The following is a 12,640-nucleotide window of genomic DNA, read 5'->3' as shown; positions in this document are numbered from 1 at the left end:
GTTATTTTGAAGATTAATATTGAAATTTTCTTAAAATAAGGTATAATTATTATGAGAGGAGAAGGTAAAAATACTTATTTCTAACAATCTTTATTATATTATTTTTTGAAATTTATTTTAAAAATGTTAGATTTTTTATTAGTTTTTACTTGCAAACTTAAAAAAATAGGTTATAATATAATTGGAAATAACGTGTGTTATATAAAATTATTAAGGAGTGATTTTTTATGAAAAAGTTTATACTAAAGAAAATGTTTCTGGCTTCAATTTTATCTATGGGTTTTAGTGCTATCTCAATGGGAGCTGCATTTGTGACTTCGTCAAAAGATAATGCGATTAACATAAGACAGTCTGCAACTACAGATTCTAAAGTTGTTGAAACTATTACAAATGGACATATACTGGAAAGCAATGAAAAATCTGGTGAATGGCATAAAGTGACATATTATAACGATGCAATTAAAAAGTCATTTACTGGCTATATTCACAATAGCCAATTAAAAGAAATTGTAGGTAAGCTCGTTATAACTTCAAGTGAAGGATACAGCAATATAAGAGAAAAACCAACAACAAAATCTACAATTAAAACTAAACTGAAAACTGGACAGACAGTTTACGCAATAAGCAAAACAGACGATGACTGGTATTATATTAAATACAACGGAAATCAATACGGATATATTTACAGTAATCAGGTAGCTAAAAAATAGATTCTCAAACGACTAAATAAAAAATGGCAGGAAATATTAATAAATATAATCCTGCTATTTTCATATCCAAGAATTTATTTCAAAAATAAAAGTTACACAATAACTTAGCTATACATTTCATTTAGTCTTGCTTCAACAGTTTCGTCATTTAGATAATCATCATATTCCATTTCTTTTTCCAAAATTCCTTTTGGAGTGATTTCAATGATTTTATTTGCAATTGTCTGAATAAATTCGTGGTCGTGCGTTGTAAATAAAATTGTTCCGTCAAATCTTTCTAGCGATTTATTAAGCGATGTAATTGCTTCAAGATCCAAGTGATCTGTTGGGTTGTCTAATAATAGGACATTTGCGTTGGATAGCATCATTTTTGAAAGCATGCAACGAACTTTTTCTCCTCCAGAAAGAACTTTGGCTTTTTTTCTTGCCTCTTCTCCTGAGAATAGCATTCTTCCTAAGAATCCACGTACATATTCTTCGTGCTGGTCAGTCGAAAATTGTCTTAACCAGTCAATTAGCGATAAATCTACATCTTCAAAATATGCTGAGTTGTCTTTTGGGAAATAGCTTTGTGAAGTTGTAACTCCCCACTCAACAGTTCCTGAATCTGGTTCTAATTCTCCAGCTAGAATTTGGAAAAGAGTAGTCTTTGCAATGTCATTTTTTGATAAAATAACAACTTTGTCTCCAGTATTTATCGTAAAGGAAATGTTGTTAAGAACTTTTTCGCCATCAACAGTTTTGGTTAAGTTCTCAACTTTTAACATATTGTTTCCAGCTTCTCTTTCAGGCTTGAACTCAATGTATGGGTATTTTCTGTTAGAAACCTGCATATCTTCAAATTGTAATTTTTCCAGCTGTTTCTTACGGCTTGTAGCCTGCTTTGATTTTGAGGCGTTGGCAGAGAAACGTGCAATAAAGTCTTGCAATTCCTTTTTCTTTTGTTCCATTTTCTTATTCTGGTTTCTGATTAATTCTTGCATTAATTGATTTGATTCGTACCAGAAATCATAGTTTCCAACAAACATTTTAATTTTTCCGTAATCAATATCAGCAATATGAGTACAAACCTTGTTTAAAAAGTGTCTATCATGCGAAACTACAAGTACAGTTGTGTTTTCCAAGTCCATCAGAAAATCTTCTAGCCATTTTACTGCGTGCAAGTCAAGTCCATTTGTAGGCTCATCTAATAATAATATGTCAGGATTTCCAAAAATAGCCTGTGCAAGCAGAACCTTTACTTTTTCAGGTTCTGTTAACTCTTTCATCAGTTTATGATGAAGTTCAGAAGGAATTCCTAAACCAATAAGGAATTTTTCAGCATTTGTTTCGGCTTCCCAGCCATCCAGCTCTGCAAATTCTCCCTCAAGTTCAGCCGCCAAATTTCCGTCTTCTTCTGTAAATTCGGTTTTTGCATATAAAGCATTTTTTTGCATCATAATATCGTATAATTTTGCATGTCCCATCATTACTACATTTAACACTTCTTCATCTTCATAAGCAAAGTGATCCTGTTTTAGAAATGATAGTCTTTTATTTTTTTCTACAATAACTTCTCCAGAAGTAGAATCAAGTTCTCCAGTTAACACTTTCAAAAAAGTTGATTTTCCAGCTCCATTCGGTCCAATGATACCGTAACAGTTCCCTTCTGTAAATTTAATATTTACTTCATCAAAAAGTTTTCGTCCACCAAACTGGACAGATAAATTACTTGTTGAAATCAAAAAATTTCCTCCTTAAATATTTATAATTTATCTATATTATATCAAAAATTTTCACTAAAAACAAAATAAATTTATTTAAAACCTTTATTTTTTTCAAAATAATTGGTAAAATATACAAAAGAAAAAAATTGAAAATGATAGAATGGGGAAAATTATGAACAAGACAAATTTTCATACTCACAATTACCGATGTGAACATGCCGCTGGAAATGTGGAAGATTATGTAAAAGTGGCAATTAGGGAAGGTTATACTGAACTTGGAATATCAGATCATGCTCCAATGCCTGAATATTATGAAAATAATAGAATGAAAGAAGAAGATTTTGACGGATATTTGAAGGAAATAGAAGAAGCACAGGAAAAATATGGAGATAAGATTAAGATTTATAAATCATTAGAAATTGAATATTTTCCAGAATTTATTGAAAAATATGATAAATACAGGGAAAAATTGGACTATCTTGTTTTAGGGCTGCATGCCTTTAGAAAAGACGGAGATAATACAAATTATAATGCCTGGAAAATACAGACAGGAGAAAATGTGCTAGCTTATGCGAAATATATGGTTGAGGCTATAGAAAGTAGTAAATTTGACTACATTGCACATCCAGATTTGTATGTAATAAATTATCGGACTTGGGATGAAAGCTGTGAAAAAGCAGCGCACATGATTTCAAAAGCGGCAGAAAAAATGGATGTACCGCTTGAAATAAATGCAAACGGAATAAGAAAAACATTTGAAAGACATCCAGACTGGGACAGATACATGTATCCGTACAAGGAATTCTGGGAAATTGCGAAGCAGTATAATGTTAGAACGATAATCGGCTCGGATGCACACGATTTTAACAGGATGGAAGATAAAGAGATGGAAATTGCAAGGGAGTTTGCAAAGGAAATTGGGCTGAATGTGATTGAGAGTATTTTTTAAATAAAAGGAAAGTAAGCTTTAGGAGGAAAAAAATGGATAATAGTTTTAAATTTTTAAAAGGGGCAAAAATGATACATCCTACGACAGGGATAACTTTGGAGTATTTAGATAAATCTGATGCAGTTTGTTTTGTGTTATTTAATGAAACAAAAGAAAAAGTAATTTTAGTGAAACAGTTTAGACCAGGGCCAAAAAAATATGAAATCGAAGTTTGTGCTGGACTTATTGATGGTGATGAGGAGCCTAGAACGGCTGCATTTAGAGAACTGGAAGAGGAAACTGGATATTTGGAAAAAGATGTGACAGATATTGAGGAATTGCCGCAAGGACTGTATGTCTCGCCAGGATACACGACCGAAAGATTGTATTTTTTCAGCGCAAGACTAAAATCTGATGATATTAATCCCATAGAGCAGTCACTTGACCATGGGGAAGAAGTGGAAGTAGTGTGGGTTGATGTGAAGGATATTGAGAAAGTGTCAACGGATATGAAAACAATATTGGCAGTAACATATTTTTCAAGATAAAAAATAATTTACGATTTTACATTTGAAGAGGACATTTAAAAGGAAATTTTTTATATGACAGCTGAAGGGAGGAGAATATGAACAAGTTTTATTTGCCATTGCCTGCCATAATATTGATTTTTTATATAATTTATACAGCTTTTGCAATAACTATGAGAAAAATTAAATTTAATGCAGAAAATTTGGAAGAACTTGATGGGGAATTTATATTCACTTTTATAAAAAAAATAAAAAAAGAACAAATATATTTTCATATTGATGAAGTTAAAATGTGTGTGTTGACAAGAATTTTCATCCAACAGGGAACTTTTAGGACAATAAATTTTAATATTTTTTTAAATGACGGCTATAGCTTGAGATTAAGGAAAAAGAGCGAATGCTTGTTGTTTTTGCAAGTGTGCCGGGAAAAGAGGAAGGAGCTGTATCAGAAAATTTTAAGTATGATACCCGCAGATATGACGGTTATTTCGATTATAGAAAAGGAACTTGATAATTTTAAGCGTTAGGAAATGATTTATGAAAGGGAATAAAAGAATGGGTTTATGGAATTTTTTTAAGAAAAAGAAGAAAGTGCAGTCAGGTGCTTGTTTCTCCAATGAAAAGTCTTCTACAGAGCTTGTAAAAAATTTTTTGGAAGCTTATTCAGATGAAATTAATACAGTTTCAACAGAAAATGAAGAAAAACTGACTGAAAAAACGAGGAAATTTTATCTTGAACTAGATGATGGAAGAAAAATAACAGTAATTGTAAATCCAGATAGAAATTTTCTTCTAAAAGAAAAAATTGGCATAGAAATATTTCTGGAAAAGCTGAGTTCACAAAGTTTTAGAAGCATAAGCGAAGAAAATCTGGATAAATACAGCAAGCTTTTTATTATGCTGGAAGCTGTTAATAAGGAAGAGATGAAGGACGAGGCGAAGCTGTTAAATAAAACTGCAAATTTCCTAGGGAAATTCCATAAATTTATTATACAGAAAAGGTTAAACCATTATCACTTTGGAAAAAGAAAAATGATTCAAAATCCTGAAAAATGGGAGCTTTCAGATTTTATTCCTCCGCTTTCAGAAAAAATGTTTGCTGAATATAATGTAGAAATAACAGACGGGGATATTGAAAGAAAACATAGAAATATAGGCATGATGAAGCAAAATGGGATTCCGTATGACGAAAATATGGAAGTGAGCATATCTGAAAAGAATGCAGTAATACGAAAAAAATGGGATATTATAAGAAAAATAGTGGCAATAGCAATGACACGCCTTGCCGCTGAAACTTATCTTGAAAAAAGAGAAAATGGTCAAAAGGAATTAAAAATAATTACTGATATTTTTGAAGAAAGATACCAGTTTAAGTAAGTCTTGTCAGAACGTGAAAAAAATTATCTGGAAAATCCTTCAGATGACAAGGAATTGAACTTAGAATTTTATTTTATGCTGGAAGGCGCAAAAATGTTATTATGGGTGCTGTCAATTATTGATGTTGAATTTGCAGACTTTAATACATTTTGTGATGTTTCTATGCTTATTGACGGATTAAAGCATGAGAATTTGAAATCATTTGCAAGAAAATGTCAAATACGTTCAAAAAATAAGATTTTAGATATGGTGGACTACACTTACAGGTTAAACTGGGCAAATGTTGAAATAAAGCTGGATGGGTATGAGAGAATTGTGAATGAAAGCATTTTATATTTTAGCCGGCTGGCATTGGAATGGGTGGTTCAAGATGGAAAAAGCATGGATGATATTGTAATTCATACATAAAAAAATTATTCCTGAATAGTATTAAAACCATTTAAAAAATAGGCTTAAATAAAATAATTTCAAAAATTATTTGACAATGGAAATTAAAAATGCTAATATAAAAATGTAAGATTTATAAAGATTTCTTTAAGTTAATAAATTTGTAATTATAATGTATAGAAGGAGAAAAAATACAATGAAAAAAATCGCAATCTTAACAAGTGGAGGAGATTCACAAGGTATGAATACAGCGATAAGAGCTGTCACTAAAGCTGCAATAAACAAAGGAATGGAAGTTTATGGTATAAGAAGAGGATACAAAGGTATGCTTGAAGATCAGATTTTTCCATTGACATTGCTAGATGTAAGTGGAATTGCTGATAAAGGTGGGACAATTTTATTATCAGCCAGATTGCCAGAGTTTAAAGATCCTGAAGTTAGAGCAAAAGCGGCGGCTAATTTGAAAAAATATGGAATTGACGGACTAGTTGTAATTGGAGGAGATGGTTCGTTCCACGGGGCGCATTATTTGTATGAAGAACATGGAATTAAAACAATTGGAATCCCAGGAACTATTGATAACGACGTAGCTGGAACAGACTATACAGTTGGTTATGATACAGCATTAAATATTATATTAGACGCTATTTCAAAATTGAAAGATACTGCTACTTCTCATGAAAGAACATATTTAGTGGAAGTAATGGGAAGAAACTGTGGGGATTTGGCTCTTTACGCTGCAATAGCAGGAGGGGCAAGCGGAGTTATGATTCCTGAAACTGAAAGTTCAATTGACAATATTGCTGACGTAATTAGAAAAAGACGTGCAGAAGGTAAATTATACGATATAATCGTTGTTGCTGAAGGTGTAGGAAACGTTATGCAAATTAAAGATGAGTTAGCAAAAAAAGTTGATACAAGTATAAGAGTTACTATTTTAGGACATATTCAAAGAGGTGGGGCGCCTACTGCATTTGATAGAATTTTAGCAACAAGATTAGGAGTAAGGGCGGTTGAGCTTATTGAAGAAGGAAAAGGTGGATTAATGGTTGGAATTCAAAGTGAAGAAGTAACAACTCATAAATTATCTTACGCTTGGGAAAATTATTCTAAAACATCTGCTTCTGATTATGCAATCGCAAATATGTTATCGTTATAATTGTTAAAGTCTTTATTAGATAGATTTAACAGTTTAAAAAATAAATGAATATTTCTTACAGAAGTAGGAGTTCATTGATAAAATAAGGCAATGAAATTTTAAATATCAAATTTTAGGAGGAAAAATGAAAATTAAAATGACTAAAGTTGTTTGTACTATCGGTCCAAAAACTGAAAGTGTTGAAATGTTGACAAAATTAGTGGAAAGTGGAATGAACGTAATGAGATTGAACTTTTCGCATGGTGATTTTGAAGAACACGGAGCAAGAATTAAAAATATTAGAGAAGTAATGAAAAAAACAGGTAGAGAAGTAGGAATTTTATTAGATACTAAAGGGCCTGAAATCAGAACTGGTAAATTAGAAGGTGGAAAAGACGTATTATTAGAAACTGGTAAAAAAGTAACTATTACTACTGACTACTCTTTCGTTGGAAATGCTGAAAAATTTGCAGTTTCTTATCCTGGAATTGTTGATGACTTGTATGAAGGAACAACAGTATTATTAGATGACGGTTTAGTTGGATTAAAAGTTGAAAGTGTTGATAAAGCAGCTGGAGAAGTTCATTGTGTTATTACAAATACTGGAGAATTAGGAGAAACTAAAGGTGTAAACTTGCCGGATGTTTCAGTTGGATTGCCAGCATTAGCTGAAAAAGATATTGCTGACTTGAAATTTGGTTGTGAACAAGGTGTTGACTTTGTAGCAGCTTCATTCATAAGAAAAGCATCTGACGTTGCTGAAGTAAGAAAAGTCTTAGATGACAATGGTGGAAAAAATATTCAAATTATTTCAAAAATTGAAAGCCAAGAAGGTATTGATAACTTTGATGAAATCTTGGAATTAAGTGATGCAATCATGGTTGCCAGAGGAGATTTAGGAGTAGAAGTACCTGCTGAAGAAGTTCCATTTATGCAAAAAATGATGATTAGAAAATGTAACAAAGTTGGAAAACCAGTTATTACAGCAACACAAATGTTAGATTCAATGATCAGAAACCCACGTCCTACAAGAGCGGAAGCAGGAGATGTTGCTAACGCTATTTTGGATGGTACAGATGCAGTTATGTTATCAGGAGAATCTGCAAAAGGTAAATATCCGGTAGAAGCTGTTAAAATGATGGCTACTATTTCAAAAAGAACAGATGAATTCAAGAAATTTAAAACAGTTGAAACTCCAGATGGATCAGAAATTTCTGTTACAGAAGCAATTTCAAGTGGTGCAGTAAGTACTTCTCATGCATTAGATGCTAAATTAATTGTATGTTGGACAAAAACTGGTAGAGCGCCAAGAATGATTAGAAAATATGGACCAACTGTACCAATTATCGCTTTAACTGACAATGAGCAAACTGCTAGACAATTGGCATTAGTAAGAGGAGTCAGAGCTTACGTAGCAAAAGGATTAGATAAAACAGATGATTTCTTCGCAAAAGCAAGAGAAATTGCAGCTAATCACGAAGAAGCTAACAAAGGTGATTTAGTAGTAATGGTAACTGGAATTTCTAAAGAAGGAACAACTAATACATTCAGAGTAGAAAGAGTTGGAGAATAATTAAAAATCTTATTATTTAACCACACCACACACAATAAGCAATTATAAATATTTTATGAGGGAAACGGTCTTATACCTTTTCCCTTTATTTGTATATGAGAAAATAAATGTCGCTGAAAAAGTTTGATATAGCGGGAAACTTAAATTAGATGTGAGTTAGAAGAGGAGAATGGATTTTTAAAACGTGGAGTATATGATGGAGAGGTAGAATAAAATGAGGATATTATTTTTTTTGTTATTATCGATATTAGCTTTTTCAGAACCGATACAATTAGACACAGTCACTTACTATAATTATTTTGGAGCAATTAGAGAAAAGCCCAAAGTTGGAATGGAAATTCAGAAGGTAAGAGGTTATTGCAGTTTTCCTGATAATAGCGAATGCTATGGAGCATTAAATATATTAAAGTATTCAGAGACAGGAACTGAAATAAAAAATATTATAAAAAAAATAGACATTAATCTATCAAATTATAGTTCATACTTATATGAAAATGTTAAAATTAATAACGGTTATTTGAGTTTTGATAAAAAATCACAAGTTATGTTAGATAATGAAATAAAGAAAAAAATCAAAAAAATTAGAGAAATGCTGTTAATTCATAAAAAAATTAAAAATATTAGTACTGATAGAGAAATTATAATTCCAGACCATCCTCAATTCTATGACGATGAAGGAATAAAAAGAGTTTTTTCAAATTATATTGTGATAAGAATGCCAGAGTTATCTCCTCCATATACATATGTTTTGGATTATGAAGCTATTAAAAATGAAGTTCAAAACTACAAGAAATATGAAGGTAGAAATTTAAATGAACTTTCACAATATTTGAAAGAATTTTTATCTAAAAATAAGAATAAAGATAATCAAATTCCAGAAGAAAAGTATAATGAATTTATGGAAAAAGAAATTTATGAAACAAATTTTTATTCTAAATTAAACAGAGAAATTGTAGAATTATTCAAAAAATTAGGGTTAAACTAAAAAATGTAGAGGAGTGAAATTAAAATGAGAATTAAAAAAATTATTCTGTATTTTTTCGCATTGCAGATAATGATGTTTTCTGAACCAGCAAAACTGGATAAAATAATATATTATCGATACTTTCCTATTATTGAAGATAAATTGAAATCTGGAATGGAAATTCAAAAAATAAGAGGTTATTGCATTCTCGTAGATATGAAATGTACTACTAGTAGAGGAGTGTTTGTGGCAGAAGAAATGGATGACTGGAAACAAGGACCAGGAGAAAGCACCCTAAAAAAAATAGATATTGATTTATCAAATTTTAAAGAAACTTTTTTCATAGGCGAATTTAGAAATGACTATCCGTATTTTGAAAATTTGAAGCAAAAAATTTTAAAAGAGAATAAACTAAGAAAAAAAATAGAAAAAATAAAAAAAATGTTATTTATAAATGACATCATGCTCGAAATGGAAATGGAAAAAAGTTCTTATAAAGATTATTATACAATGGAATCTAACTATGAGGAGCGAACCAAAAAATCTTTTTCAGATTATATCATAATAAGGACAGAGGAAATTTCACATCCATTTATAATGGATATAAAAAATTATAAACCTGACGAAGAAAAAATTGAGTTAAAAAATTTAAATCAGATTTATCAATACTTCAAAAATAATCCATATAGAGATATTGATTATACAAGTGATAAAGTTGATGAATATGAAAAATTTATAGAAAAAAATATAAATATAAATATAAATATAAATATAAATGAATTTGAAAATATTTTGCAAAGAGAGATTTTTGAACTGACTAAAGAGTTGAATTTAGAATAAAAGAAATAGAAGATTTTAATATTATAAAATAAAAAGATTTAAAACTATTCCTATTTAAGTAAGGTTTAGTGCAAGAAAGGAATAAAAAAGTGAAAAAACTTGATGATCTGATAGATGTTTTTGCAAAATTGCCGGGAATTGGGAGAAAAAGTGCGGCAAGAATTGCGTTTGATGTTTTAGATAAAAGTGAAGCTGATGTTGATAGAATGCTTGAAATAATAAAAGATTCACATGCCAATATTAAACATTGTGAAATTTGCGGAAACTTATCTGAAAATGATATTTGTGAAATTTGTGCCAACGAGAAAAGGGACAAGGAAGTGATATGCGTTGTTGAAGGAGTGCGAGATGTAATTGCATTTGAAAAGTCTGAAACTTATAATGGACTTTATCACGTGCTTGGTGGAAAAATTGATCCACTAAATGGAGTTACAATTGAAGATTTGAATTTAAGAAAGCTAATAAATAGGATAAATGGAGATGTAAAGGAAGTTATACTGGCTTTAAATCCTGACTTGGAAGGTGAAACTACAAGCCTATATTTGACAAAATTCCTGAAAGAAAAAAATGTCAAGATTTCTAAAATCGCCAGTGGAATTCCAATGGGTGGAAATATTGAATACACGGATATGGCGACGCTGGGGAGATCGCTTGAGGGTAGAGTCAATGTAGATGATTTAGATTAAGTTGGATTTTAGAAAATAAGAATCTGAATACAGGACTTAAAGAATAACAATTATTTGGAAATAAAAATTATGATAGGAATAATTTTACGTGTTGCGTTGGAGTAGCATTTTTAGGAAAAGAAATGAAAGTTAAATTTGAAATATAAATAAAAATATAAAAAACAAAAAATAAATACTCAAGCAGTTGGATAAAATAACCATTGCCTGAGTATTTTTTATTACAATTAGATTAATTTTCAAAACATTAGTAATTTCTATTTTAAATCGTTTATATATTTTTTCACAAAGTCCTGAATTTCAGCCTTATCAATTACATTTGAAAATCTTATTTCTGAATTTCTCACTTCTGTCAATTTTTCCGGGAATTTTACACCAGTAATTTTTGATACTTCATCTAAAATTGCGTAAGGCTCTTTTGTTTCGTCAAGTCCCGATGCTTTTGCAATTGGAGCTGGGAATTTGAATGGATGCGCTGTTGACATTATTACTGTGTGAGTATTTTTATCCAAATTGCTGTTGTCTAATTTTTCATAAACAGAATAAGCAACTGCTGTGTGAGGATCTATTAAATAATGATAATTTTCATACACACTCTTAATTGCATTTACAGTTTCATCGTCATTTGCAAACTCTCCATAAAATTCATTTTGAATATTTTTCAATTCCTCTTCATTTACAGACAACAATCCTTCTGAAAGTAAGTTTGTAATTAATTCATTCACTCTTTCAGAGTTTTCGTTTAATGCGTAATATAGGTATCTTTCAAAATTTGAAGAAAGAAGAATATCCATTGATGGCGAGTTTGTTGCGTAAAAATCTCTATTTTTGTTGTATATTCCAGTTTGGAAGAAGTCAGCTAGAACTTTATTTTTATTTGAAGCTGAAATAAATTTTTTGATTGGTATTCCAAGTTTTTTGGCGATGAATCCAGCTAAAATATTTCCAAAGTTTCCAGTTGGAACTACCACATTAAATTCCTCGTCAGGCTTAATTGTTCCAGCTTTTACCAAGTTTACGTAAGTTGACACGTAATATATGATTTGTGGAAATAATCTTCCGATGTTGATAGAGTTTGCACTAGAAAACATTACATTGTGATCGTTTGCATATTTTTTAAATTCTTCGCTGGAAAAAATGACTTTTATGGCACTTTGAGCATCATCAAAGTTTCCATTTATCGCAACTATTTCTACATTGCTTCCAAGCTGTTTTCGCATTTGTTCTTCCTGCATCGGGCTAACTCCATTTTTAGGATAAAATACGACAATGTTAATTCCGTCGACATCTTTAAATCCTTCAAGTGCAGCCTTTCCAGTATCTCCAGAAGTTGCAGCTAAAATCAGTATTTTTTTATTTTCTTTTTGTTTTTCTTTGCTTAAAAGCAGCAAATATGGGAATAATGAAAGAGCCAAATCTTTAAATGCCAATGTTCTTCCATGAAACAGTTCACCGAAGCTCACTTTTTCATTTAATTTATGTACAGGAACAATATTTTCATCAGTAAAAGTAGTATTGTTGTAAGCATTGTTCACAGCATTTTTTATTTCTTCATCTGAAAATTCTGTAAAAAACAGTTTTATAATTTTTTCTGAAAGCTCCTGATAAGACAAGCTCTTTAGTTCATCGTAAGTCAATTTCACTTCTGGCAATTTTTCAGGGATATAAAGCCCGCCACCATTTGCAAGTCCATGTAATGTGGCAAAAGTCGAGTTTTGTGCTTCTCCGCCTCTTGTACTTTTATAATTCATAATTACACCTCTTTCTATTTTTCTTTTTTACATAGAGTAATTATACTATTAATTTT

13 protein-coding genes are annotated in these 12,640 nt (G+C 30.6%); 11 read left to right on the top strand and 2 right to left on the bottom strand.

The window, feature by feature from the left end:
* Nucleotides 1–227: 227 nt before the first annotated feature.
* The gene (locus FVE77_RS06985; RefSeq protein ID WP_006804053.1) at nucleotides 228–710 is read left to right on the top strand and encodes an SH3 domain-containing protein; all 483 of its coding nucleotides are present in this window, start codon (nucleotides 228–230) and stop codon (nucleotides 708–710) included.
* A gap of 104 nt (nucleotides 711–814) precedes the next feature.
* Here FVE77_RS06985 and FVE77_RS06980 read toward each other — a convergent pair whose 3' ends face one another.
* Entirely contained in the window at nucleotides 815–2,434 is a 1,620-nt protein-coding gene (locus FVE77_RS06980) for an ABC-F family ATP-binding cassette domain-containing protein (protein WP_026746195.1), read from the bottom strand.
* Between the two features lie 154 nt (nucleotides 2,435–2,588).
* On the opposite strand from FVE77_RS06980, the gene FVE77_RS06975 reads away from it, so the two are divergent.
* From FVE77_RS06975 to recR, 10 genes are all read left to right on the top strand, one after another.
* Complete coding sequence (locus tag FVE77_RS06975; RefSeq protein ID WP_026746196.1) at nucleotides 2,589–3,365, top strand: histidinol-phosphatase; 777 nt, start codon at nucleotides 2,589–2,591, stop codon at nucleotides 3,363–3,365.
* A 32-nt stretch (nucleotides 3,366–3,397) separates the two neighbouring features.
* On the top strand, nucleotides 3,398–3,892 hold the full coding sequence (locus FVE77_RS06970; protein WP_026746197.1) for an NUDIX hydrolase: 495 nt from the start codon (nucleotides 3,398–3,400) through the stop codon (nucleotides 3,890–3,892).
* A 77-nt stretch (nucleotides 3,893–3,969) separates the two neighbouring features.
* Entirely contained in the window at nucleotides 3,970–4,398 is a 429-nt protein-coding gene (locus FVE77_RS06965; protein ID WP_026746198.1) for a hypothetical protein, read from the top strand.
* 10 nt (nucleotides 4,399–4,408) lie between these two features.
* Nucleotides 4,409–5,248 carry a hypothetical protein gene (locus FVE77_RS06960; RefSeq protein WP_026746199.1) on the top strand — a complete coding sequence of 280 codons (840 nt, stop codon included), beginning with the start codon at nucleotides 4,409–4,411 and terminating at the stop codon, nucleotides 5,246–5,248.
* 3 nt (nucleotides 5,249–5,251) lie between these two features.
* Nucleotides 5,252–5,656 (top strand): DUF4272 domain-containing protein, encoded by a 405-nt coding sequence (locus FVE77_RS06955; protein ID WP_026746200.1) that lies wholly within the window; start codon nucleotides 5,252–5,254, stop codon nucleotides 5,654–5,656.
* Between the two features lie 175 nt (nucleotides 5,657–5,831).
* Nucleotides 5,832–6,794 carry a 6-phosphofructokinase gene (gene pfkA, locus FVE77_RS06950; protein WP_026746201.1) on the top strand — a complete coding sequence of 321 codons (963 nt, stop codon included), beginning with the start codon at nucleotides 5,832–5,834 and terminating at the stop codon, nucleotides 6,792–6,794.
* A 124-nt stretch (nucleotides 6,795–6,918) separates the two neighbouring features.
* Entirely contained in the window at nucleotides 6,919–8,346 is a 1,428-nt protein-coding gene (gene pykF / locus FVE77_RS06945) for a pyruvate kinase PykF (RefSeq protein ID WP_146967863.1), read from the top strand.
* A 232-nt stretch (nucleotides 8,347–8,578) separates the two neighbouring features.
* Nucleotides 8,579–9,331, top strand: a complete 753-nt coding sequence (locus tag FVE77_RS06940; protein WP_172966415.1) for a hypothetical protein — start codon at nucleotides 8,579–8,581, stop codon at nucleotides 9,329–9,331.
* 24 nt (nucleotides 9,332–9,355) lie between these two features.
* The gene (locus FVE77_RS12850; protein ID WP_026746204.1) at nucleotides 9,356–10,150 is read left to right on the top strand and encodes a hypothetical protein; all 795 of its coding nucleotides are present in this window, start codon (nucleotides 9,356–9,358) and stop codon (nucleotides 10,148–10,150) included.
* An 89-nt stretch (nucleotides 10,151–10,239) separates the two neighbouring features.
* The gene (gene recR / locus FVE77_RS06930; protein ID WP_026746205.1) at nucleotides 10,240–10,836 is read left to right on the top strand and encodes a recombination mediator RecR; all 597 of its coding nucleotides are present in this window, start codon (nucleotides 10,240–10,242) and stop codon (nucleotides 10,834–10,836) included.
* 254 nt (nucleotides 10,837–11,090) lie between these two features.
* On the opposite strand, the gene thrC is transcribed toward recR, so the two are convergent.
* The gene (thrC, locus tag FVE77_RS06925) at nucleotides 11,091–12,584 is read right to left on the bottom strand and encodes a threonine synthase (protein ID WP_026746206.1); all 1,494 of its coding nucleotides are present in this window, start codon (nucleotides 12,582–12,584) and stop codon (nucleotides 11,091–11,093) included.
* Between the last annotated feature and the right edge of the window lie 56 nt (nucleotides 12,585–12,640).

The sequence above is a fragment of the Leptotrichia hofstadii genome, assembly GCF_007990525.1.
Classification (GTDB): Bacteria; Fusobacteriota; Fusobacteriia; order Fusobacteriales; family Leptotrichiaceae; genus Leptotrichia; species Leptotrichia hofstadii.
The sequence above is the reverse complement of the archived record's forward strand: the minus strand, read 5'-3'. Positions and strand labels throughout refer to the sequence as shown.